Annotated in this window: 25 protein-coding genes; 13 read left to right on the forward strand and 12 right to left on the reverse strand. The window is 44.5% G+C overall.

The genetic code is table 11. The features are described 5' to 3' along the window. The first annotated feature begins 7 nt into the window (after positions 1-7). The gene (locus L8G48_RS01520) at positions 8-547 is read left to right on the forward strand and encodes a DUF924 family protein (protein WP_248262847.1); all 540 of its coding nucleotides are present in this window, start codon (positions 8-10) and stop codon (positions 545-547) included. Between the two features lie 2 nt (positions 548-549). Here the strand turns inward: L8G48_RS01520 and L8G48_RS01525 are convergent, their stop codons facing one another. After that, a complete protein-coding gene (locus L8G48_RS01525) occupies positions 550-1,218 on the reverse strand; it encodes a haloacid dehalogenase type II (protein ID WP_248262848.1) in 669 nt (222 codons plus the stop codon). A gap of 168 nt (positions 1,219-1,386) precedes the next feature. Between L8G48_RS01525 and L8G48_RS01530 the strand changes: the two genes are divergently transcribed. Together L8G48_RS01530 and L8G48_RS01535 are read left to right on the forward strand one after the other, a co-directional pair. Then, positions 1,387-3,762 carry a TonB-dependent receptor domain-containing protein gene (locus L8G48_RS01530; protein ID WP_248262849.1) on the forward strand — a complete coding sequence of 792 codons (2,376 nt, stop codon included), beginning with the start codon at positions 1,387-1,389 and terminating at the stop codon, positions 3,760-3,762. A gap of 97 nt (positions 3,763-3,859) precedes the next feature. Next, positions 3,860-4,210 (forward strand): hypothetical protein, encoded by a 351-nt coding sequence (locus L8G48_RS01535; RefSeq protein WP_248262850.1) that lies wholly within the window; start codon positions 3,860-3,862, stop codon positions 4,208-4,210. Positions 4,211-4,421: 211 nt separating this feature from the next. Here L8G48_RS01535 and L8G48_RS01540 read toward each other — a convergent pair whose 3' ends face one another. The 7 genes from L8G48_RS01540 to L8G48_RS01570 all read right to left on the reverse strand — a co-directional run bounded on the left by L8G48_RS01540 (position 4,422) and on the right by L8G48_RS01570 (position 11,001). After that, on the reverse strand, positions 4,422-5,357 hold the full coding sequence (locus L8G48_RS01540; RefSeq protein WP_248262851.1) for a D-2-hydroxyacid dehydrogenase: 936 nt from the start codon (positions 5,355-5,357) through the stop codon (positions 4,422-4,424). Between the two features lie 74 nt (positions 5,358-5,431). After that, positions 5,432-6,652 (reverse strand): MFS transporter, encoded by a 1,221-nt coding sequence (locus L8G48_RS01545; protein ID WP_248262852.1) that lies wholly within the window; start codon positions 6,650-6,652, stop codon positions 5,432-5,434. After that, on the reverse strand, positions 6,649-7,425 hold the full coding sequence (locus L8G48_RS01550) for an NAD-dependent protein deacetylase (protein WP_248262853.1): 777 nt from the start codon (positions 7,423-7,425) through the stop codon (positions 6,649-6,651). The genes L8G48_RS01545 and L8G48_RS01550 overlap by 4 nt, the downstream gene beginning before the upstream one ends. Before the next feature lie 405 nt (positions 7,426-7,830). Beyond that, positions 7,831-8,418, reverse strand: a complete 588-nt coding sequence (locus tag L8G48_RS01555; protein ID WP_248262854.1) for a DUF938 domain-containing protein — start codon at positions 8,416-8,418, stop codon at positions 7,831-7,833. A gap of 3 nt (positions 8,419-8,421) precedes the next feature. Then, entirely contained in the window at positions 8,422-9,930 is a 1,509-nt protein-coding gene (locus L8G48_RS01560; protein WP_248262855.1) for a PH domain-containing protein, read from the reverse strand. Beyond that, on the reverse strand, positions 9,923-10,465 hold the full coding sequence (locus L8G48_RS01565; protein WP_248262856.1) for a PH domain-containing protein: 543 nt from the start codon (positions 10,463-10,465) through the stop codon (positions 9,923-9,925). The genes L8G48_RS01560 and L8G48_RS01565 overlap by 8 nt, the downstream gene beginning before the upstream one ends. A gap of 131 nt (positions 10,466-10,596) precedes the next feature. After that, positions 10,597-11,001 (reverse strand): BON domain-containing protein, encoded by a 405-nt coding sequence (locus L8G48_RS01570; protein WP_248262857.1) that lies wholly within the window; start codon positions 10,999-11,001, stop codon positions 10,597-10,599. A 240-nt stretch (positions 11,002-11,241) separates the two neighbouring features. Between L8G48_RS01570 and L8G48_RS01575 the strand changes: the two genes are divergently transcribed. Together L8G48_RS01575 and L8G48_RS01580 are read left to right on the forward strand one after the other, a co-directional pair. Next, the gene (locus tag L8G48_RS01575; RefSeq protein WP_248262858.1) at positions 11,242-11,382 is read left to right on the forward strand and encodes a DUF3149 domain-containing protein; all 141 of its coding nucleotides are present in this window, start codon (positions 11,242-11,244) and stop codon (positions 11,380-11,382) included. A 17-nt stretch (positions 11,383-11,399) separates the two neighbouring features. Next, positions 11,400-11,714: an antibiotic biosynthesis monooxygenase family protein gene (locus L8G48_RS01580; protein WP_248262859.1), complete on the forward strand. Its 315-nt coding sequence runs from the start codon at positions 11,400-11,402 to the stop codon at positions 11,712-11,714. Here L8G48_RS01580 and L8G48_RS01585 read toward each other — a convergent pair. Beyond that, entirely contained in the window at positions 11,711-12,706 is a 996-nt protein-coding gene (locus L8G48_RS01585) for a branched-chain amino acid aminotransferase (protein ID WP_248262860.1), read from the reverse strand. The two genes, L8G48_RS01580 and L8G48_RS01585, sit on opposite strands and share 4 nt — an antisense overlap. Positions 12,707-12,952: 246 nt before the next feature. Here L8G48_RS01585 and L8G48_RS01590 point away from each other — a divergent pair, with 246 nt between their 5' ends. Further along, a complete protein-coding gene (locus L8G48_RS01590) occupies positions 12,953-13,195 on the forward strand; it encodes a hypothetical protein (RefSeq protein ID WP_248262861.1) in 243 nt (80 codons plus the stop codon). A 1-nt stretch (position 13,196) separates the two neighbouring features. Further along, complete coding sequence (arfB, locus tag L8G48_RS01595; protein WP_248262862.1) at positions 13,197-13,607, forward strand: alternative ribosome rescue aminoacyl-tRNA hydrolase ArfB; 411 nt, start codon at positions 13,197-13,199, stop codon at positions 13,605-13,607. A 171-nt stretch (positions 13,608-13,778) separates the two neighbouring features. Here the strand turns inward: arfB and L8G48_RS01600 are convergent, their stop codons facing one another. After that, the gene (locus L8G48_RS01600; RefSeq protein ID WP_248262863.1) at positions 13,779-14,198 is read right to left on the reverse strand and encodes a hypothetical protein; all 420 of its coding nucleotides are present in this window, start codon (positions 14,196-14,198) and stop codon (positions 13,779-13,781) included. A gap of 136 nt (positions 14,199-14,334) precedes the next feature. On the opposite strand from L8G48_RS01600, the gene L8G48_RS01605 reads away from it, so the two are divergent. Beyond that, the gene (locus L8G48_RS01605) at positions 14,335-14,994 is read left to right on the forward strand and encodes a flavin reductase family protein (protein ID WP_248262864.1); all 660 of its coding nucleotides are present in this window, start codon (positions 14,335-14,337) and stop codon (positions 14,992-14,994) included. Here L8G48_RS01605 and L8G48_RS01610 read toward each other — a convergent pair. Continuing rightward, positions 14,981-16,165: an MFS transporter gene (locus L8G48_RS01610; RefSeq protein WP_248262865.1), complete on the reverse strand. Its 1,185-nt coding sequence runs from the start codon at positions 16,163-16,165 to the stop codon at positions 14,981-14,983. The genes L8G48_RS01605 and L8G48_RS01610 overlap by 14 nt on opposite strands. A 134-nt stretch (positions 16,166-16,299) precedes the next feature. On the opposite strand from L8G48_RS01610, the gene L8G48_RS01615 reads away from it, so the two are divergent. Both L8G48_RS01615 and L8G48_RS01620 read left to right on the forward strand, forming a co-directional pair. After that, positions 16,300-16,614: a YebG family protein gene (locus tag L8G48_RS01615; protein ID WP_248262866.1), complete on the forward strand. Its 315-nt coding sequence runs from the start codon at positions 16,300-16,302 to the stop codon at positions 16,612-16,614. Positions 16,615-16,690: 76 nt separating this feature from the next. Then, positions 16,691-17,602 carry a M14 family metallopeptidase gene (locus L8G48_RS01620; protein WP_248262867.1) on the forward strand — a complete coding sequence of 304 codons (912 nt, stop codon included), beginning with the start codon at positions 16,691-16,693 and terminating at the stop codon, positions 17,600-17,602. Positions 17,603-17,630: 28 nt separating this feature from the next. Here the strand turns inward: L8G48_RS01620 and L8G48_RS01625 are convergent, their stop codons facing one another. Next, positions 17,631-18,881: a DEAD/DEAH box helicase gene (locus L8G48_RS01625; protein WP_248262868.1), complete on the reverse strand. Its 1,251-nt coding sequence runs from the start codon at positions 18,879-18,881 to the stop codon at positions 17,631-17,633. A gap of 190 nt (positions 18,882-19,071) precedes the next feature. On the opposite strand from L8G48_RS01625, the gene L8G48_RS01630 reads away from it, so the two are divergent. The 3 genes from L8G48_RS01630 (at position 19,072) to L8G48_RS01635 (ending at position 21,491) form a co-directional block, all read left to right on the forward strand. Further along, positions 19,072-19,620 (forward strand): DUF6436 domain-containing protein, encoded by a 549-nt coding sequence (locus L8G48_RS01630; protein WP_248262869.1) that lies wholly within the window; start codon positions 19,072-19,074, stop codon positions 19,618-19,620. Positions 19,621-19,647: 27 nt separating this feature from the next. After that, positions 19,648-19,773, forward strand: a complete 126-nt coding sequence (locus L8G48_RS13450; RefSeq protein WP_282444451.1) for a hypothetical protein — start codon at positions 19,648-19,650, stop codon at positions 19,771-19,773. A 128-nt stretch (positions 19,774-19,901) separates the two neighbouring features. Continuing rightward, positions 19,902-21,491: an EAL domain-containing protein gene (locus L8G48_RS01635; RefSeq protein ID WP_248262870.1), complete on the forward strand. Its 1,590-nt coding sequence runs from the start codon at positions 19,902-19,904 to the stop codon at positions 21,489-21,491. Positions 21,492-21,515 lie beyond the last annotated feature (24 nt).

A 21,515-nucleotide genomic window follows, 5' to 3' on the forward strand; every position in this document is an offset into this window, starting at 1 on the left:
AGGGGCAATGAGCGCGCAGAAAATTCTGGATTTTTGGTTTAACGAACTGACACCTAAGCAGTGGTTTGCCAAAAGTAATGAACTGGACACTACCATTAAAAAACGCTTTTCCCATACGCTTAACACTGCCGCGAACGGGGAGCTTTGGCATTGGCGTGAAACCGCACATGGACGTCTGGCTGAGGTTATTGTGTTAGATCAGTTATCCCGAAATGTTTTTCGGGATAAACCGCAGGCCTTTACACAAGACCCTGTTGCATTAGTTCTGGCGCAGGAGGCGGTGGTGAAAGGAGCGGACAAATCATTGAATGCCAGTGAAAAAGCCTTTCTCTACATGCCTTATATGCACAGCGAATCCAGGTTGATTCATGAGCAGGCCGTACAATTGTTCAAACAACCCGGCCTTGAAACTAATTACAACTTTGAAGTGAGACACAAAGAAATTATTGATCAATTTGGGCGTTATCCACACCGGAATAAAATATTGGGGCGTGAATCGACCCCGGAAGAAAAGGAATTTCTTAAACAGCCGGGGTCCAGTTTTTAATATTACTTTATGTTCTCAATTAACTGTGTGAGCGAACCCACTGTAATTGTGGGGTTAACGCCCCATGGGTCAAATTGGGCCTCTTTAGAGCGTTTAACCCAGGCTGTTTTCCAGCCGGCTGCATGAGCCCCAATAATGTCAAAGCTGTTGCTGGATATTAACCAGGTATTTTGCTCACGACTGCCACTTTTGCTGAGAAAATGCTGGTAAACATCGGGGTTAGGTTTAAAGCTTTTTACGTCTTCACAACTGACTATCCCCTTAAAGTAGTTACTGAGCTCTGCATTTTCGAGCAGTTCGGTTACTGCACTGGTGCTGCCATTAGAAAATGCAAAGCACTCGACACCGGCAGCATTTAATTTATTCAGTGCTGTTTTCACATCGTCAAATGCGGGGAGGCTTTTGTATGCTTCCAGTAAACTCTCCTGTTGCTCGTCGCTTAACGGCGCATTGTGTTCATTATTCGTAAATTGAAGGGCGTCTTTGGTACAGACCGAAAAGTCCTGATACTGCTGCATAAGCCCGCGACGAAATGAATATTCTAGTTGCTTATCGCGCCAGCGGTTTAAAAATTGCTGGGCGCTGTCTTCGTCAAGGTATGACTCTAAAAGAGAAACGACACCTTGAGTGTCGATAAGTGTGCCGTAAACGTCAAAAGCTAAAGCTGTCAAAACACGCTCCTGTTACTGAAATAAGTCTGTATTGAGTGTACGGAGCTATTCCCAACGTAGTTTTCTATTTATTTTGAAATACGAATTGTTGTTATTTGTATTTACATTCGTAAGAAGCCTCTGTAGGATACTGAGCCGCTCAGCCAATCTAATTAAGGACAATGACAAATGGAGAAATTTTTACCCAGCGCCGTTGCCACGGTAATTGCCTCAACCCTTGGCGCCAGCGCCGTTGCTAGTGACCTTGAACTTCCTGATGGTATGGAACGGATTGTTGTAACGGCTTCTGGCTTTGAACAAAAGCTGACAGAAGCACCCGCAAGCATTTCGGTAATTACCAATGAGGAAATTCGGTCGCGTTCTTTCACCTCGCTGCTCGATGCGGTGAAGTATCAGGAAGGTATCGATATAGGAACAAGCCGCGACAAAACTGGTCAGGGCAGCATCAGCATGCGCGGTTTAACCGGTGACTATACGTTAATTTTGGTTGACGGTATTCGTCAGAACAACCATGGTAATATTTACCCAAACAACTTTGGAGGTAACGCCTTCAATCATATTCCTCCACTTGAAACCATCGACAGAATTGAGGTCATACGTGGTCCGGCATCGACCTTGTATGGTGCAGATGCACTGGGTGGTGTCATCAATGTTATTACTAAAAATCATACCGAGAATTGGACAGGTGCCATAACCTTTGGTCGTAGTCTACAAACAAACGATAATTTTGGCGACGACTTTACAACGGATTTCACTGCAACCGGGCCATTGATTGATAATGTATTAAGCTTGGGGGTTCGCGCAAGCTTGTACGACCAACAAGCGTCTTCGCCAGAATTTTCACCCGCTGTCGATCCAAACGGCACTGTGCATGTTCGTCAACTGGGCTTTGGTAGTGGTGGTCGTACCGTCGATAACAAAGATGAGCATTATGGTTTCTCTATTTCTTATACGCCTGCAAAAAATCATAATATTCAATTCGACTACGATGACTCTCACCAGTCGTACGACAACACACCCTCTTATGATGTAGAAACCGATACCATCACTTATCCGTTAGGCACCAAAGACAGTATTGAATCTATCTGGCAGGCGCGTGGCGGTCAGGTTAATCCCCGTGCTGGTTATGCGGCGGATCAAACCTTTGATCGAACCTGGTGGTCACTGGCTCACGATGCTGAGTGGTCTTTCGGTTCAAGTATGATTTCTGTGTCTTACGTTGACACCCAAAACAACGGCAGAACCTTACCGTTAAGCGTTAATGAACGTTTATTACTACAGGAAATGTATGACGGAACCGGTGAGTATTCAGGTTTGCCGGAAGACGCGCGTCGTTCACTTGCTGAAGAAACTTTCCTGCCACGACCGGATCGCCCATTAGACAGCAGTCAGTATACAGTGGACGCAAAGCTGGATATGCCTTTTTCAGGTTTTGGCGGGCATCATAATTTAGTGGTCGGAGGACAGTTAATTGACGGCGAACTCAAAGACGGTGTTTTCGGTCTTGAAGAAGGCAATGCTGGCGCAATTCAAGAGCAAAAAATGTATTCGTTGTTTGTGGAAGACAACTGGATGCCAGTTGCTGATTTCACCTTAACCGGCGGAGTTCGTTACGATAAGCATGACGTGTTTGGCAGCCAGGTATCGCCGCGTCTTTATGCGGTTTATAACCTAAGCTCTGCCTGGACTGTTAAAGGTGGTGTCAGTACCGGCTATAAAACGCCAAAAACAACCGATTTATATGACGGTATTGTTGGCTTTGGCGGGCAGGGGACTATGCCATTCGCCGGGAACCCGGAGCTAGAGCCTGAAACCAGTGTTAATTCGGAAATAGCACTTTACTGGAATTCGGATACTGCTGATCACAACTTTAATATCACCTATTTCAGTACGCGCTTTGACGACAAAATTGGGCGTGGTGATACGGTTTTGAGTTGTGAAGCAACGGGCGGTGTGCGTCCTTGTGTCAACTTAGGTGAGTATAAACAATTGGGCTACGACTCCTGGCGACAGAGCATTAATATCGACGAAGTCGATGTTCAAGGTGTTGAAGTGGCAGGGCGCTATGAAATTAGCGACGCGTGGTCAGTAAGAGGTAACTATACCTGGACCGACAGTGAACAAAAAAGCGGCAGTCAGTCGGGCTTACCGCTAACCAATACCGCCGAACACATGGCAAACTTGTGGTTAAACTGGAATGCTTCGGATGCTTTGACCGTTTACCTGCAAGGCGAGCTTCGCTCTGACCGTTACCGCGGCTATGACAGCACCATTGATAAGCAGCTGTATTTTGAGAACTATAGCCTGCTTAACTTAGGCGCTAATTATAAACTGACTGACTCGGTTGATTTGAACCTTCGTATTAACAACTTATTGGATCGCGACTTCACGACTTATTCAACAACTTACACCGACCTTAATGGTGATGGCGAGTTTGAATATGTTACCGGGCGTGGTGCCGTCAGCGAGGTCGTATTTACCGACGATTACAACGTAAAAGACAAAGCCAGAAACTTCTGGTTTGGTGTTACCGTAAGCTTCTGAGTAAAGCCAATTGAAGGCACTGCGTTGCAGTGCCTTCAATTAATCAGATACGAGTTCGTGATAAGGTACTTTATCTTTCACGTTCAAGGGAAGTTGGATGAAAAATTATCTGTTATTGAGTGCCTTCGCATTTTGTAGCGTGAGTGCTGCTGCCACACTGACCACCGAAAATTACATTATCGAGATAGAAAGACATTGCAAAGAGGGGTCTGTGACTTGTGATAACGTGAGTTACACGGGCGTATCCAAAATGTCGGGTAATAGCATTGAATTAAAAGGTAAAACTTGGCATACCCACTGTGCAGATGGAGTATCACCATGTCGCTTCCTGGGTTACCGTTTTGAAAATGGTAATGTCACCTATACCGTACTTGAATCTGGCGTATTGCGAGTGGTTCAGGGAAAGGGGCGTGTTCTAATTGAAGAAACGGGCGCTTGGTCATATTAAATAAAAAAACAAAGGGGACTTATGTTAACGCGTTTATCTTTTGTGGCCATTACGGCTTTATTTACCGGTGCTTGTTCTGAAAGTGGCCCTCTAATGACTTGAACAGGTAGCTTCAATTGAAGCCACCCTTGTCGGTAATGACGACGAGAAAGTGTTTGAATTGAAACTGACGTCGACCGAGACCGCTTATTTACTGCGCAAAAAATAAGTTTTAAGCTTTATTAAGAGTACTTTTAATGTTCTCTCCTGTCAGCTCTACAATACGCTGCCGCGCTTCAGGCGATGTCCAGGCGTTATGTGGCGTTACGATCAGATTTAAAGGCTCGTTTAGAGCATTAAGTAATGGGTGGCCATCTTTAGGTGGTTCTTGTGGCAGAACATCGGTTGCATAGCCGCCAATTTGCCCCTTACCTAATGCCTCCAACACATCGCGCTCATTGGCAACGCCGCCCCGGGCATTATTAATAACTAAAACATGAGACTGGCAGCACTGGATATTGTCGCGGTTAAGCAAACCTTTTGTTTCATCGGTTAGTGGGCAATGAAATGAGATAACGTCAGCCTCTGGCAGTAATTCATCAAAACTGGGGCGTGAGTCGTCTGTTTTTCCGGGGCGGGCGGTAAATGTCACGCGCATACCCAGTGCTTCGGTTTGTTTTTTTACTGCTTGCCCCAGCTCTCCGGAACCAACAATAACCAGGTGCTTGCCTTCAAGTTGATACGTTGGTGGATCAAGTAGCGTAAACAGAGGTGAATTTTGCCAGTCGCCGGCAGTCATACGTTTTTGCATAACAGGCATTTTTGTTGCCAGTGACAACATCATCATCAGCGTATGCTGCACTACACTGGGGGTTCCGTAAGCGGCAACGTTTTTAACCGGAATTCCAAGCTTTTCGGCTGCTTTTAGGTCGATATTATTCATACCGGTAGCCAGCACACAAATCAATTTTAGCTGATTCCCGCTTTTTAAAGAAGCTTCATTCAGCACTACTTTGTTGGTGATAACAACGTCGGCGTCTTTAATCCGTTCATCAACTTGATCAGGAGAGGTCAGTGGGTGGCAAACCAGTTCGCTAACATGGTCTTTGATAGCAGATAAATCCACCCCCTCGCCTAAACTGTCGTTATCCAAAATTACTGCTTTCATAATAACTCCTAATACTTTGAAACTATTTCTCAGTTATCGAGTAGTTTACCATTTAAGGTAGAAAAGTTAGGCTATCAAAGCCGCTTGTGTGAAAGTCCGCTAACAGCCAGGCGTGCGCATATCCAGGCAAGAATCAGCGCGCCGACGGTCGTGAGTAACCACCATGAAAGTGGAACGCCTAAGTCAATTAGGTAACCAAAGAGCATAGGCGCAGCTGCGGTCGCAAAAATCATAAGCGAGTGGTACAGAGCGCGAATCGTTCCTAAACTGCGGGTTCCGTATATTTCAGGCCACAGCGTTCCGGATATTGCCGAATTAAACCCGGCACTAAAACCGCCCAGAAGCATAAAGGTGTACCATCCCCAAAATGCTTCGACAAAGGTTAATGCTATCAGGCCGACAGCAACCGGCAGAATATTAACCCCAATCAGTTTAAATGACCCTAATTTATCAACCCAACTGCCGGCAATGACAGAAGTAATAACCCGGCTGATTGAGAACAAAGCAATACCAACGGCAATAACATCCAGTGACCACCCGCGCTGTTCAGCAAACCACAACTGGTTGATTAGAATGCCAGTCATTACAAAAGGTAAAGCTAACATGGCGGGTAAAACCCCCAGAAAACTCTTGTCTCTGATAATATCCCGTTGGCGCAGCATTGCCGGCGCTGGAATTTCAGTTGCATCATCGCTTTTTTTAGATAATGAAACCTTAGGGTGGTGAGCCTGAAGTGCTATTAGTAATGGCCAGAATGCGATAATAATGACGCCGGTTATCAGCCACCAGGTAGTAATGAATCCTAGCTGACTAAGCAGCAACAGAGCGAGGCCGGGCAACACGATTTCACCAGCAGGAAAGCCTATTCCTGAAAAAGCAACGGCTCGGCCCCGTAGCTCATTAAAATATCGACCCATGCTGGTTACAGCCATATGCCCCATCAGTCCCTGGCCAAATAAACGTAACCCAAACATAGCAATTATGAGTACTACCCAGTTTGCTGATAACGCCATGAGTGCAGCGGAAAGGGCGAGCCCTAATATGACAAAATGAGCAAAGTGTTTTAACGGAATGTAATCCAGCTTTTTTCCCACGCGCATTAAAAACAGCCCGCCAACGGCAGTAGTAATGGCGTATAAGCTACCGAACTGACCGTAGCTAAGATCATGCAACTGGGTAATATCATCAACAAATAAGGAAATAAAAAAGGTCTGCCCGAAGCTTGAGGCAAAGGTCGCCATAAAGCCGAACATTAAGAAAGCGGGGTACTGCTTTAATAACTGCCAGTAGTTCATGCTAATACGTCCATGATAGCGCAATTCAGTTTTAGAGTGGCCAACTCGTCGGCACGTGTTTTCCCCAGCGTTAACAGTGCGATAGGTTTGTCATTTTGACTGGCTTGCCGTGCAAAGCGGTAGCCGGAAAAAACCATAAGAGATGTACCTATGGCAAGCAGAGCGTTACTGTCCTCTAACCGCTGTTGGGCTTTTTCGACACGAGGCCGTGGAACGTTGTCACCAAAGTAGACCACGTCGGGTTTTAAAATGCCGCCGCAGCTAAGGCAGTCGGCAATTCTGAAACGGTTAAAATCAGCTTCAAGATCGGCATCGCCGTCAGGTGCTGCGGTGGCGTCCAAAGCTACAAAGTCCGGGTTCATGGCTACACAACGCTCATGCATTTCAAGTCTGGGAGTTATTTCACGGCAACTCATACAGACCATGTCGTTAGCGTATCCGTGTAAATTAATAACATCAACTGCGCCGGCTTTTTGGTGCAGTCCATCGACATTCTGAGTAATAATAGTACCAATAAGCCCTTGTTGTTGTAATTTAGCAATAGCGTAATGAGCAGAATTGGGTTGCGCATGATACAGAACCGGCCAACCAAACAAACTGCGGGCCCAATATCTTTTTCGTACCGCCTCGCTGCGCATGTAATCCTGGTGTTGAACCGGAGGTGTGCGCTTCCATTCTCCGTTACTATCCCGGTAGTCGGGAATGCCGGAGTCAGTACTCAGGCCAGCGCCTGTAATTACGGTTACCGGTGCATTTTCCCGCAGGAATCTCATAAGAATTTCACGGGCTTTGCTAGCGTCAGTTATTGTCATATCAATGAAAATACAAAAGTGGGTTACAACTATTCCCTTAAGTTACCACTGCAGCGCAAGAAGAGGAAAGCGTTAAGTAAAGAATCCGCAAATCATCTGAGTGATTCTATTACAGCATGCTAATTTTTCGGCATGAATTGTTTTAATGGAGTCAATGATATGAAAAAGTTTGTTTTAGCGATGACAATGTCGACATGAGAACTTGCGGGTTCTGAAAAAGCATGAGAGGACCACCATGCTAATAGCGGGTCATACCGATAGCATCGGGTCTGCAGAATACAACCAGCAACTGTCCTTAAACCGCCGGGTTGAGTTACGGCTTGTTCCAAATACTCAATAAAAAAAGGTTAGCCCCGGCTTGAGAAGCTAACGCTGAAACTCCAGAAGTTGATTATTTGCCGGCATAGCGTGAGTGTTTTCCAATTTAAACCCTCGCTGGCTGGCAAGTTCAGTGATCCATTGTTTATCGCGTATGCCCATTTGGTTGTCACGAGCCTGTAAAGACTGATTAAATGCCCGGTTGCTGTCGCTGGTAAAATGCCCGTTGTCATTAAATGGCCCGTAAATGCATAAATACCTCACCGATTTCAGATTATCGCCGAGGTGATTAAATAGCGCTTCAACACCTTCTTTCGGCATAATATGGCAAGTGTTTGCTGTAAACAACGCGTCGAATTGGCCTTTAGGTACTGTTTTAAAAACATCAAACTCCAGCGGTAGCGGCTGGTTGTTTACACCTTCCTTTTTAATTCGCACTTCTATTCCCGGTAAATAAGGCTTTTGATCACTCGCCTGCCATTTTAAATGAGCAAGAGCCCCGGCAAAGTAGACCGCATGTTGACCGGTACCACTTCCGACTTCTAAAACATGGGTAGCGTCCACAAAAACCTTGTTAAGAATACGAAGTATAGAGTCTTTATTGTTTTCACAAGCTTGTGAGAAAGGGAGTTCCATAAATTACATCCAGGACCGTTTTAACGCCTCAACCTGATGCAAACTGGTATCAACCAGCTTTTCTCCGGTTGGCTTTTTAATGAAAGGGAGCGTCTGTCCGCCACAGGCCAGTACAAACTTAACCGAACAGAGCCGAAAGCGTCGCATAAACCAACTTTGATGCAGCTGAGTTTGTTGAATTTTATGAATTGGGAAACACCGATAATTGACGCCAATAAGGCCCTTTCTCAGGTAAATAAAGTCATCTTTAATTGCGTAACCCCAGCGTTTCCAGCCCAGAATTATTAATAGGGTTGCCAGAACAAACAGAGTGACAGAGGCAAGCGCCAGCTCGGTTTGTTCATAGTAGGTTAAAGCGATACTCAGAGGCACTAACAGCCAAAATGCAATCAGTGTGTTTCTAACCGCCAGGCGTTTGCTGACCGGGTGATACTTTATTGTTTTTAGCTGGTTTTCCGGCCAGGCATCGGAAGCTAGTGTATTGGCTTGTTCCAGAGTTACCGACGGCACCATAATTTTTCCACCGGATGTTCCTGCGGATTGGCGTTCCAGACCAGCGCCCAGCTGCTCAAACTTTAAGTTAACCCTTTTTAAAGCTTTATCGAGCCAGTTTTGCTGACAAACAATCATTTGAAGTCGTGATAATTTCATAACCACTTCGTGACGGGTAAAAAGTCCATTGCGTCGAATATAGCGGTCATTACTGCGGGTTAATTTAAAATCGTAAAAGGTGATGACTGATCCCAAAACCGAAATTAAGGCCATAACCGCGATGACGACAAAAGCGATGGACAGGAAGAATAAAAAATATTGCCAGAAGGCATACTGTGACGACTCCATAAGTGCATCAACATCAACGCCCATGTTTTCTACACCTTCAATAAACTTTTCTGAGAGTGAATTGAAAAATGGGGCTAAAGCACCTAAAACAATCCAGATACGGTTACTGGCAAGACCATGCATAATTAAATCTTTTATAGAGCGAGAGTTCAGAAGCTGCTCATGTTCTGTTTGAGGTTCGTCGTTTTCTGTTGTCTTCACTTCCTGAGCTTTGTAAGAAAGGATTTCTCGCTTAAGCGCGTCGGCCGTATCTTTTGGCAGCGCAATAATTTTTGCTTCGAGTTTATTCGACCCCGCAGTATCTAACAGCATGCAAACATGGTGAGAAGGGCGGTAGAAAATGGGCTGTTCAAAACGAACATTTTGTATGCGTTCAAAAGGAAGGTCGATATGTTTTTTTTGAAATACGCCTGAATGAATTTGGACCCGGCCTTCAGTAAGACGATACTGATAAAAGTAAAACTTTAATAAGGCACTTATCACCACCAATACCAACAAGGCTGCCAGACCTGAAACTATCGTGACTGCATTTTCAGAAAATTGATTGTAACCAACAAAAATAGCCGGCAGTAGGTAAATGAGGTTATTACCAACGTCTTTGACAAACTGAACCGCAAAATAGATGATTGCTACCGGCGATAATTTAAGCCATTGCCCTTTATAACTAATCATTTTCGGCGATATCACTATGAGTTAATACGTAGGAGCGAAGTTTTCGGGCTGTTTCGTTTGGTAATCCGGCAATGGCAAAAGTATGCATGGCACCACCTGCGCTAAAAACTTCCAGGTTAGCCAGTTCAAAATGACGATCAATGGGTCCATGTTTCAATTCAACATGTTGTATGCGTAATATTGGCTGGCTAATAACCGATCTAAATATAACCCCACTGCAATAGCTGAAGTCGTGTTCACGTACCGCGTAACCTTTTTGTTTATCAGCAATAACGCCATATGCAGAGCTTAACAAACCCAAAATACCCACCGCTAACTGTATCTGAGGCAAGTAAAGCTCAATGGTTTTAGGAAGGGTAAACCAGGGTTGCCAATAAAGAATCAATAGTAAACTGACAATAATTAACCAGAATACTAAACGACACATCAAGTTCACTTTAACGTAAACATGGCTTATTGGAGTGAACTGTTGCGAATTAACCTTTGCCAGGTCATCTGGCGTTATCGATTGATTGCTAAATTTATCGGCTGACATTATTTTCTTATTTAATGACGGTTATGCTTTAAAGTTAACAGTGTTTTACTACGCGTTCTAGCTTTGCGGGAATAAAAAAGCGGCTTAAAAAAGCCGCTTTTAATCAAACAGCCGTCGTTACTGATAAAGGCTTAATCTTTGCGAAACTGAATATCGTTTTCGATGTCTTTAACACCCTTAACGGTTGCAGAAAGATTCTCAGCTGTATCGATATCGGCTTCATTTTCAACAAAGCCAGATAATTGGACAATACCATTGTTCGTTTCAACATTGATGTCCATACTGCTCAGGTTGTCGTCTTCGAAGATAACGGCTTTAACTTTGGTGGTGATAACCGCGTCATCAAGATATTCACCAGCGTCTTGAGCTTTTTCTTCAGTGTAGCTTTTTGCTTCCTGAGCTTTATCTTCGGTTTCCTGTATTGCATTCTCAGCTTTAGACTCCGCTTTCTCGGTCTCTGCGTCACTGCAACCAGAAATTGTTAGCATTGAAAGCGCAATTAAACTTGCTGGCAGTACCATTTTAAAATTTGTCATGAATAACCTCCTGTTAGTGAAAAATTGTTATCACAATCACTATAGCGACATCTTTAGGCTTTAGGGTGATGTTTACAGATGTTTTGCAAAACGGGTCGCAGTTTGTACACCTGTGATAATTCAACCGGGATAAATAAAACCCCATAAAAATCCGTGTCATTACTAATTTTGATTAAGATCAATATGGTTATTGCCAAGTTTTAATAGACTGAAATTAAGGATTCAGACAGGGGAGTAACCATGAGTTTATGGCAAGAGTTTTTTAGTGATCCAGTAATATTTTTTTCTTTTAGTGGCTTAGCGATTGTTATTGGTATGTGTGTTTTTTACGCTGTTTTCTTTTATATTAAGATGGCAAAATCAGAAAGAAAACGTCAATAAAAGCGCAACGGAGGTTTATGAAGTATATTTTTCAAGTTCGTATCAAAGAAGGTCATACGGCAGAAGAATACGCTGATGCCTGGGTCAGAGCGAGTGAGATTATTCAACAAGCGCCCGGAGCCAGAGGCACAGAACTGCACCGTAAAATAGGTGATGATAAAACCTTAATCGCTATAGCGTCATGGGATAGTAAAGAACAGCGTGACGCTATGGAAGGGCAGCATAATCCTGATGTTGCTGAGATTATTCGCAGTGCTGCCCCTTTTTGCGAAATAACGCCTTTAGGCGAATTCGACGATCCTGAATGGGTGGTACTGCCACCAAACCATTAAATTTGGGTTAACCAGCCGTGTTTGTCTTCTGTTTTTCCCCACTGAATATCATTCAGGGCTTTGCGCAGTTTTAAGGTTGTCTGACCCGGGCTTCCGCTACCGACGGAAAATTCTTGTCCATTATGAATTAAGGTACCAACCGGAGCTAATACTGCAGCCGTGCCAGATAGAGCCGCTTCGGTGTTTGGTTTCGCAGCGCGCTCAAGCAATTCGTCGACACTCAGTTCGCGTTCAGAGACTGTCATACCCATATCGCGGGCAATGGTCAGTATGGAGTCTCGGGTAACACCATGGAGGAAGCTGCTATCCAGAGCTTTGGTGATAATCTCATTGCCATCAATGAGTAAAAAGTTAGCTGCGCCGGTTTCCTGAACATCTCCATTTGGGCAAAACAGAACCTGGTCAGCGTTTACAGTGGCACGAGCATGCAGAATAGGTTGTAGTGCACTGGCATAGTTGCCACCACTTTTAACCATGCCCATATGAGCAGCGCAGCGTGAGCCATCTTCTTCCAGTAATAAGCGTAAGGTTTTATCGCCACCGGAAAAGTAGTCACCAACAGGCGACAGCAGTACATAAAGCATAGAAGAACTGGTTGGCGACGCAGCCTTACCTATAGCGGCTTCAGTACCGATATGAGTAGGACGTATGTACATGGAACCAGGCGGTTCGGGCACCTCGTTAGTAACATTTTTAACGACATCCACGATCATCTGTTGCAGCAGGCTGGCATTAAAAGCGGGCAACGAAAGTAGTTTGCTGCTTTGCTGCATACGTTCAATGTTTCTGTCCATGCGAAACAAGTTTATAGAGCCGTCCTCGTGGCGAAAGGCTTTAAGCCCCTCAAAACAGGTGCTGGCGTAATGCAGAACATGAGCTCCGGGATGTAGTTGTATCGTGTCAGAAGAAACAAGTTTGGGTGTACTCCAGTTTGAATCCTCGAAAGTCGCTAACGTCATCTGCGGCATAAACACCGTACCAAAAGCTGCCATAAAGTTATCCTTATCGGCTAAATAGTTGCCTTGTAATATACCATAATTTTTAATAGCCGGATGATTCAGAATACCCCAGGAAATTGAGTGGTTGTTGGTCGCGGCTATGACATTGTCGGAAAACAAGGATGTGGTGAGTACGATTGTGTGCCAAATGTATTAAAAGCGCCTTAAAAAGACCCGTCAGGGGAGGCTGAAGAATGGTAGACTGCGTGACTTACATTGCAGAACAACAAAGAGCCTATTATGAGCGAAGAAAAGCAAGTGATCCAAAGCGAGAGTACTCAGCAATACAGTGCCAACGGTAAAACTGTTGAAATCGATATTTACCGAACTGAAGACAGTGGCTGGATTCTGGAAGTTGTCGATGAAAATAATAACTCAACGCTTTGGGAAGACGAATTTGAAAAAGAAGATGATGCGCTTGCCGAAGCATTAGATGCTTTAAAAGAGGAAGGTATTGATAATTTCATAGAACCCGCAGAGTAAAATGATCAGAGTTTCACAACGAGTTGAGATTGCAGAGCACGAAATAGAGTGGCAGTTTATCCGTTCTAGTGGTGCGGGAGGTCAGAACGTCAATAAAGTCGCGACTGCCGCTCAACTTATTTTTGATATCCAGGCGTCTTCATTGCCGGATTTTTATCAGCAGCGTCTGCTTAATAAATCTGACCACCGCATTACCCAAAGTGGCAAAGTCATTATTAAATGCCAGGAAACACGAAGCCAGGCCCGCAATCGGGAGTTGGCGCTTGAGCAATTAATTGAATTAATTCGCAGCGTGTCACTGGTTCCCAAAAAGCGTATTCCAACAAGGCCCGGTCGCTCTGCCAAAGAAAGGCGACTGACCAGTAAAAAACAGCAAGGGCAAAAGAAAGCGCTTAGAAAAAAAGAATTCTAATTGCCAAATTTTTGTAGCGAACCTGCGCAATTAATTCGGGCGCATTCAAGTATCAGCTGCTTCAGTTCGTGCTGGCTGCAGTGATTACAGCAACGAATGTCACTCGCGACTAACTTTTGTTCGAGCAATAACTTTTTGAGCTGTTCTTTCGTCATTGACAATTGTAAACGTTCAGGTTTGCTCCTGCGCATGACCGCACTCCTCCAGTTGCTGCAAACAGTGCCCAAGACAGCGAGAATGCTGACAGCCTGTAACAAGTAGTTGATAGCAGTAGCGGCAAAGGTCTTTAATTGACTCGGTTGTTGAGCCTTTTTGCCAGTGTCTTAACTGCTCGATACTTTCTTGTTGAAACTCGTACGCCTGCAGTTGTTGGTGGCGTCTAATGTGCGTTGCAATCAGCAGAATGGAACAGGTTGTGTAGTTCTGGATTGCGTTACCGGCCAGCACTGGATCGTTGCAAATGTGTTGCGCCGATTGACGTGCTCGAATGAGAAAAGCTGCTGCAGCCTCATAGTCTTTGCGGTTCAGTAAAGAGGTGGCCGTTTTTAGCTGTTCCTGGCTGTTAAAATAATTGTTATAGATATTCTTCATGTTGCACCTTCTGCTTTGGCTGTGAATAAATAAGCTAACGCAAATGATAACGGTTCGCAACAAGTTATTTGCAAACGATCGTAATGGAAGAATATGACGTATAGTTAATATTAAAGAAAATAGACCTGGAGTTTTAATGAAAACTTATAAGCAGCAAGACTTGGCGAACATGAAAAATATCGAGAGAGCGTGTTTTGTAAATTGTTTGTCCGGGTTTAAGAGTGCCAATGTAATAGGTACCCGTGACAGGCGCCAGCAAGATAATTTAGCAATAATAAGCTCAGTGGTTCATCTGGGAAGCAACCCTCCTTTTCTCGGCTTTATTATGCGCCCTCATTCAGTAACCAGACATACATTGGAAAATATTGAAGAGAGCGGTGTTTACACCATTAACCAGGTGAGCGAAAAGTTCTTCCGTCAAGCTCATCAGACTTCAGCTCGTTACTCAAGAGACGTTTCAGAGTTTGAAGCCTGCGGCCTTACACCTGAATTTGAAGATGGTTTTCATGCCCCTTATGTTGCTGAAAGTGCCTTGCGAATTGGTATGCAGTTAGTTGAAGTTATCCCGATACAACATAATGATACCGCATTAATTGTGGGTGAAGTTCGTTGGGTAAAAGTTGAGGAAGAGGCTGTAAAAAATGATGGTTACATTGATATTGAATCGTTAGGAACTATGGCTATTTCGGGGCTAGATGGTTATCACCGTACTCAACGGGCTGCGCGTCTATCTTATGCAAAACCTGATGAACCAGTAAAAGAACTGGACTCAAATGAAAGCTCTAAAGACTTATAATGCCGGGTACTTTGCGACTGTGTTTTTTGGTTATCCAAAATAACAGCAAACCGATTAACGAAAGTGCGCAACCAATCCAGCCGGTGCCTTGCCAGCTAAGCGGAGAAATAATCGCCAGTCCGCCCAGCCAGGCACCTAATGCATTCGCCGCATTAAATGCAGAATGATTTAAAGACGCCGCCAGAGTCTGAGCTTCACCGGCAACGTCCATCAGACGAACCTGAAGTGCGGGAACCAAAGCGGCTGCGCTGCCGAGTAATAAAATCATGGGCATGACGGCCCATAGGTTTTGTAATGTTAATGGGAAAACAGCCAGGACCATCGCTGACCAGAACAAAGAACCACCTATGCTTAATTTCAGGTTTCGGTCAGCGGCCCAGCCACCAATTAAACTACCAACTAATGAACCAATTCCGTAAATCAATAAAGCGACAGGTATCCAGTGAGGTGCCAGGCCAGTTGCATTTATAAGCGTGGGGGCGATGTAACTTAAAACCGCAAACATACCGCCGAAACCGATGGCTCCTATCGCCAGGGTTAGCCACACCTGAGGGTTTTGCAGTGCTCTCATTTCTCCTCTGGCCGAGGTTTTTTGCTCGTTAGGGTGTTTCGGTACCGCAAATAAAATCATAACCAGCGCTAAAAGTCCTAAAGCGCCGACGGTATGGTAAACGATACGCCAGTCAATAAGTTGGCCAAGCCAGGTCGCTAAAGGGTTACCGACTAAAATGGCGATAGTCAGTCCCATCATCACCATGGTCACGGCCATGCCGCGTTGGTTTTTACGCACCATATCGGCCGCAACCAGACAGGCGATACCAAAATAAGCACCATGTGGCAGGCCGGTTAAAAAGCGCAACAGCTGCAAAAATGGATAGCTTTCTGCTGAGGCACTGGCAAAGTTACCGAGCGCAAAAGCAAGCAGCAACGCGAGTAACATGGGTTTGCGTGGAAAGCGGGCAAATAGAATAGTAATAAGTGGCGCGCCAATAACAACACCCAACGCATAAAGACTGATCAGGTGCCCGGTTTGCCGGGTATCCGTGTTAAAATCAGCAGCAACGTCAGGCAGTAACCCCATAATGACAAACTCACCAATGCCAATAGCAAAGCTGCCAATTGCCATAGCAAAAATAGCCAGTTGAACTTGTGCTTTAGAGAACTGAGTCATAGGTCTGGTCTGCTTCCTGCGGTAATAGAGCCGATTGGGATTGCGCAGTTTAGCGAATGCTACAGCTATTGCAATTCATGTTACTTTACTGTACAAATAAACAGTATATTTACACATCAGCAAAGGACCATACCATGGCTGTAGTAACCCAATATGTAGTTATTCGCGACGGAGCCGAGAAAATGACATTCACTTCAAAAGCCGAAGCCGATGCACACGATAAAATTCTGGATATGGCCGAGGCCCTGAGTCCACTCATTAAAGGCAGTGAACTTTTTAATGATGAACAGCAACTTGAAGATATGGCGCTGTTCTTAGCAAAAGAGCGTGAAAACGTGCTTATTGCATTAGGGGCTAAAAAGTCGAAAAAGCCAAAGACCGAAAAAGCGTCAACGGAAAAGCCTGAACCGTCAAAAGCAAGCGATAAAGAATCGACAAAGGCGGCTTAATGGCCAGGACACGATTTAGCGCTTATAAAGACTTTGGTAGTATAGCTGCCACCGTATGAATGGATAGGATTAAAAGATGACACAACAAACGATTTATCATATTGGAACACCGGGTAAGCCCTGGGGCGCGGAAGAAAAGTTGCAGTGGCTGGCAGAGCAAGACAAAAAGCGCTCATATTTTGATGATGTACTGAGTAAAATAGAAAGCTTTAAAGCCGACTTTGAGGTAGAACAATACGGTGAGCTTGCTTACGAAAGTGGCACTTACCCTCTGTTTGTGGTCAGAACAAGAGGCTGGGATAACAGTAAACCAACCGTTTTAGTCACTGGTGGTGTACACGGTTACGAAACCAGCGGTGTTCATGGTGCATTACGGTTTATTGAGACCAAAGCAAAAGGTTACCAAGCAAACTTTAATGTTGTTGTTGCGCCTTGTTTGAGTCCTTGGGGCTATGAAACGATTAACCGTTGGAACCCGGCCGCAATTGATCCTAACCGTTCATTTGTGACTGACTCTCCAGCTGGCGAGTGCGCACATATTATGAACTATGTTGATAGTCTGGGTGTGGATATTCTGGCTCATATTGATTTGCATGAAACAACGGACACCGATAACAGCGAGTTTCGTCCAGCCAAAGCGGCAATGGATGGCGTAGTCAATACCAACTGGAATATTCCGGACGGGTTTTATCTGGTTGGAAACTCAGAAAAACCTTACCCAGAGTTTCAAAAAGCGGTGTTAGATTCGGTTGAAAAAGTGACGCACATTGCTGATGCTGATGACGAGAATAAGTTAATAGGCGAAGACATTGCTCAGCGTGGTGTTATTTTATTGCCAACGGCAAAAATGGGGCTTTGCATTAGCTTTAGTAAAGCGGAGTATGCCACCACCACAGAAGTGTATCCGGATAGCCCGAAAGCAACACCGGAACAATGTATTGAAGCTCAGGTGGCAGCGATAACCGGCGGACTGGACTTTTTAAAGTAAAGCCCAATCCGCTAAAACGATCGCTAAATTAACGTCGTGTGTCCGGTCGCTTTTGACGAGGCGCACGACGTGAATTCTGAGGACGGCCAGTTCTGGGTTTTTGAATGGGCTCAGGTTTTATACTCGGGTCGGGTTCAAAGCCTGGGATAACCTCTTTGGGTATCTCATTTTTAGTCAGCTTTTCTATGTCCCGCAGCGGTTTATGTTCATCAACACAAACCAGTGATGCGGCTTCACCTTCACTGCCGGCCCGACCTGTACGACCAATACGGTGTACATAATCTTCAGCCACTTGCGGCAACTCAAAATTAATAACATGAGGCAGTTCGTTAATATCGATGCCACGTGCAGCGATATCTGTTGCAACTAACACTCGTAACTTTCCGGCTTTAAATTGCGCTAAGGCCTTAGTTCTTGCGCCCTGACTTTTATTACCGTGAATTGCCATGGCGGGCAGGCCATCATCGGTTAACTGAGTCGCTAAACGGTTGGCACCATGTTTCGTGCGCGTAAAAACCAATACCTGGCGCCAGTTGCGGCTACCGATTAAGTAGCTGAGAAGCTCTCTTTTGCGCTTTTTATCAACCGGATAAACTCGCTGTTTTATGTTGTCTGCCGCTGCATTTTGGCGTGCTACTTCAACCAATTTAGGCTGTTGCATAAACTGTTGAGCTAAGGCTTTTATCTCACTTGAGAAGGTTGCAGAAAACAGCAGTGTCTGACGTTTTTCAGGTATAAGCTTCATGACTTTTTTAATGTCATGAATGAAGCCCATGTCGAGCATTCTATCCGCTTCGTCCATAATCAGAACATCAATTTTACTCAAGTCTACCGTTCCCTGACGGCTGTGATCTAACAAGCGTCCGGGAGTTGCCACCAGAATGTCAACGCCGCGTCGCAAAGCGTTAATTTGAGGGTTAATACCAACACCACCAAAAATAACCAGTGATTTAAGACCGGTGTACTTGGCGTAAGTATTCAGGTTATCTTCAACCTGCGCCGCAAGCTCTCGGGTTGGGGTTAAAATTAACGCTTTTATAATTGGCTTGCCGTCGGTCTTGCTGCTGGATAATTTATGCAGCAGAGGAAGCGTAAAACCGGCTGTTTTCCCGGTCCCCGTTTGCGCTGCGGCCAATAAATCATGACCGGCCATGACCGTTGGAATGGCTTGCTGTTGAATTGGAGTCGGGGTGGTATAACCGCATTCAGTAACGGCACGTAAAATATTGTCGCTCAATCCCAGTGACTGGAATGAGGTTTGGTTTGGTTCTGTGGACATGAAGCTCCGGGAATTAGGATGATAAATATCACATGACTGCGACTTTAAGGTATTGTACCACAGACAGAAGTAAACTCACTTGCTATGTTATAGCGGCGGTTTAGTGAATAACGTCAGTTTACTTTGAAGATCCACAAAGAGCTGACAAAGTTCTCAAATAAACTTGATGCAGAAGTAAGGCGTTTTATCCTTGACTAAAAAGCTGAGTAAAGCACGAGCCCGGTGGCTCCTTGTCGCTGTTATTGCCTGGTTTGGACTGGTGCTTTGGGGCATTAATTACCTGCTGGAACAGCGTTTAGTCTGGTTTGATGAGCAAGGGCAGCTGCTGGAGCTCAGTAACAATGACAAACTCGAGCACGAGTTGGTACAACAGCTCAGTCATCTTGGTTACTCGGTATCAGGGCAGGTTTTCCATATCATGTCGCAGGACTGTTCCTGCAATTGGCGTTCATCGGCCCATATAGCCAAGGTAAAAAGACAGATAACCGAGGCGGATGGACAGAACCTCTTAATTGATATTGATCAAGCTTCCAGCCTAAAAAGCTTCGTCCCGGCAACGCCTGCCATTATTATGTTTAATAAATCATCAGAACTGATTTACATTGGTCCATACGCAGATGGTGCTTTTTGTAATGCTGAAAGCAGCTTTGTGGAAGCGTTGATCCCGTCCGTTTCGATGAGTTCAAAGGCTCCTGAGTGGGTTAATACCGTTGCAAAAGGATGTTACTGCAAAGTTTAAAGCGACAGGACAACGGAGCTGCTAAATATGCAAGTAAAACAAACCTTTACCGATTTTCTCCAACTTATTTTTGATGGTGCTGTAGTTATTGAACGCAAGGGCATTATTAGTGCGGTTAATCAGGCCGTGGATGCTTGCTCACGCAAAAATTGAGAAAATTATACCCGCTCCGATGATTTCGGTTAAGTAAATATCTTGCGTTACGGGCTGTTATTATCTCAGTGAATTCGGTACATTACAGAAAGTTAACATTGACTGTCGCCGCCCAGGACTGAGCATGCATGCGTGATGAATTTTTGTTGAAGCAGTATATTAATACGCTTGAATCTGCGGCTTTGTGTGCGCGGTTGTCACCCCAGGGCAACATTCGCTGGATGAGTGACTCTCTTCATAAATTATTAGATATTCACTATTTAAGACGAACCACTGCGTTTTCTAAATTCCTGCACATTGATTACCGTAAAAGTGTTACCGATGCTATTAAACAAGCCTCCGACAATGGTGATACCTGGAACGGTAAACTCTATCTTGACAGTAATAGCCGGAGTAACTGGTGTCGCTGTATGGCCATTCCTTTATATGGGACTGACGGCTATTTAACCGAGTTCGTGTTGCTGTTTCAGGATATTTCTCGTGAGGTTTATCTTGATGAACTGCTGCAGGAAGCCCGGTTTGATCCGGTTACCGGACTTGCGACACGGGTCGACTTATTGAACGATCTAAAACGAGTAGGGACTCAGTGTTTAGCGGTGCTGGATATTCGCAAGTTCCGCAGTTACGCGGATTTTCATGGGCTTGAGTTTGGTGATGAGTTGTTAGGTGAATTCAGTGCCTGGGCATCGGAATTTTTGCGACATAAGCATATTAATATCTATCGACTGTACAGCGATAAATTTGCCTTGATTCCCGATTTTAGAATGATCCCAAATTTGTTTGAAGGCCATCTTTTAAGCTTTTACCAGACTTTATCGGCGGAAAAACTCAAGGTCGCAAATAGCGAAGTTGCTTTGGATATTGCTATTGGGATGGGAGTGGGCCGTAACAAACAACTGCAGTTGGCTGAAAGTGCGCTGTCTAAAGCCAAAGTAATTTATTCGGGCTACAGAATTGAAGTGGTGTATGAGCGTGACTTCCTTAAAGAAAATAACGTTAACTGGATACCCAAAATTCAGTCAGCACTGGTTGATCATCGCTTTGTGAATTATTACCAACCCATTAAAAGTACCAACAAAGATAAGCCGGGCTATTACGAGGCCTTGGTTCGCTTACGAGATAATAATAAAGATTTAGTGCCGGGATTGTTTTTAGATACAGCAAAAACAACACGATATTACTGCGAAATTACCCGTTCTGTTATCGAACAGGCGGTGTTAACTTCAGAGAGTTATCAGGTGGCAATATCCGTTAATTTATCGATTCAAGATATTTTTAATAAAGAAACGGTGAGTTTCATTCATTATGTATTGGCTGAGCATAAAAAAGCACAGCTTATTTTTGAAATTACTGAAACTGAGTCAACTGAAGACTTCACTAAAGTTCAGGCTTTTGCTGAAGAGGTCAGACGCTTAGGTGGTCAAATTGCGATAGATGACTTTGGTGTTGGCTATTCAAACTTTTCGCGCTTGATAAGCTTACGCCCAGACTATCTGAAGATTGACGGAAGTATTGTTCAAAATGTATTAAACGATCCGACCAGTGCCAGTATTCTTAATGGGTTAATCAGTATTTGTAAGGAATTACGGATTCCAATTGTAGCCGAATTTGTAGAAAGTGAAGACGTAAACGGTTACTTGTGTGATCAACAAATTGAGTATTTGCAGGGGTATTATATTGGCAGACCCTCTCCGGAAGTTAGCCGCGCATTAAATTAGGGCGTGTTGATGTTTTTTGAAACG

Origin of the sequence: Idiomarina aminovorans (assembly GCF_023155095.1) — a bacterium.
Lineage (GTDB): Bacteria > Pseudomonadota > Gammaproteobacteria > Enterobacterales > Alteromonadaceae > Idiomarina > Idiomarina aminovorans.

Coding starts and splice junctions, on each gene's coding strand:
- L8G48_RS01520 (WP_248262847.1), top strand. CDS start 8: ATGAGCGCGCAGAAAATTCTGGATTTTTGGTTTAACGAACTGACACCT.
- L8G48_RS01530 (WP_248262849.1), top strand. CDS start 1,387: ATGGAGAAATTTTTACCCAGCGCCGTTGCCACGGTAATTGCCTCAACC.
- L8G48_RS01535 (WP_248262850.1), top strand. CDS start 3,860: ATGAAAAATTATCTGTTATTGAGTGCCTTCGCATTTTGTAGCGTGAGT.
- L8G48_RS01540 (WP_248262851.1), bottom strand. CDS start 5,357: ATGAAAGCAGTAATTTTGGATAACGACAGTTTAGGCGAGGGGGTGGAT.
- L8G48_RS01545 (WP_248262852.1), bottom strand. CDS start 6,652: ATGAACTACTGGCAGTTATTAAAGCAGTACCCCGCTTTCTTAATGTTC.
- L8G48_RS01550 (WP_248262853.1), bottom strand. CDS start 7,425: ATGAGATTCCTGCGGGAAAATGCACCGGTAACCGTAATTACAGGCGCT.
- L8G48_RS01555 (WP_248262854.1), bottom strand. CDS start 8,418: ATGGAACTCCCTTTCTCACAAGCTTGTGAAAACAATAAAGACTCTATA.
- L8G48_RS01560 (WP_248262855.1), bottom strand. CDS start 9,930: ATGATTAGTTATAAAGGGCAATGGCTTAAATTATCGCCGGTAGCAATC.
- L8G48_RS01565 (WP_248262856.1), bottom strand. CDS start 10,465: ATGTCAGCCGATAAATTTAGCAATCAATCGATAACGCCAGATGACCTG.
- L8G48_RS01570 (WP_248262857.1), bottom strand. CDS start 11,001: ATGACAAATTTTAAAATGGTACTGCCAGCAAGTTTAATTGCGCTTTCA.
- L8G48_RS01575 (WP_248262858.1), top strand. CDS start 11,242: ATGAGTTTATGGCAAGAGTTTTTTAGTGATCCAGTAATATTTTTTTCT.
- L8G48_RS01580 (WP_248262859.1), top strand. CDS start 11,400: ATGAAGTATATTTTTCAAGTTCGTATCAAAGAAGGTCATACGGCAGAA.
- L8G48_RS01585 (WP_248262860.1), bottom strand. CDS start 12,706: ATGGCAGCTTTTGGTACGGTGTTTATGCCGCAGATGACGTTAGCGACT.
- L8G48_RS01590 (WP_248262861.1), top strand. CDS start 12,953: ATGAGCGAAGAAAAGCAAGTGATCCAAAGCGAGAGTACTCAGCAATAC.
- arfB (WP_248262862.1), top strand. CDS start 13,197: ATGATCAGAGTTTCACAACGAGTTGAGATTGCAGAGCACGAAATAGAG.
- L8G48_RS01600 (WP_248262863.1), bottom strand. CDS start 14,198: ATGAAGAATATCTATAACAATTATTTTAACAGCCAGGAACAGCTAAAA.
- L8G48_RS01605 (WP_248262864.1), top strand. CDS start 14,335: ATGAAAACTTATAAGCAGCAAGACTTGGCGAACATGAAAAATATCGAG.
- L8G48_RS01610 (WP_248262865.1), bottom strand. CDS start 16,165: ATGACTCAGTTCTCTAAAGCACAAGTTCAACTGGCTATTTTTGCTATG.
- L8G48_RS01615 (WP_248262866.1), top strand. CDS start 16,300: ATGGCTGTAGTAACCCAATATGTAGTTATTCGCGACGGAGCCGAGAAA.
- L8G48_RS01620 (WP_248262867.1), top strand. CDS start 16,691: ATGACACAACAAACGATTTATCATATTGGAACACCGGGTAAGCCCTGG.
- L8G48_RS01625 (WP_248262868.1), bottom strand. CDS start 18,881: ATGTCCACAGAACCAAACCAAACCTCATTCCAGTCACTGGGATTGAGC.
- L8G48_RS13450 (WP_282444451.1), top strand. CDS start 19,648: ATGCAAGTAAAACAAACCTTTACCGATTTTCTCCAACTTATTTTTGAT.
- L8G48_RS01635 (WP_248262870.1), top strand. CDS start 19,902: ATGCGTGATGAATTTTTGTTGAAGCAGTATATTAATACGCTTGAATCT.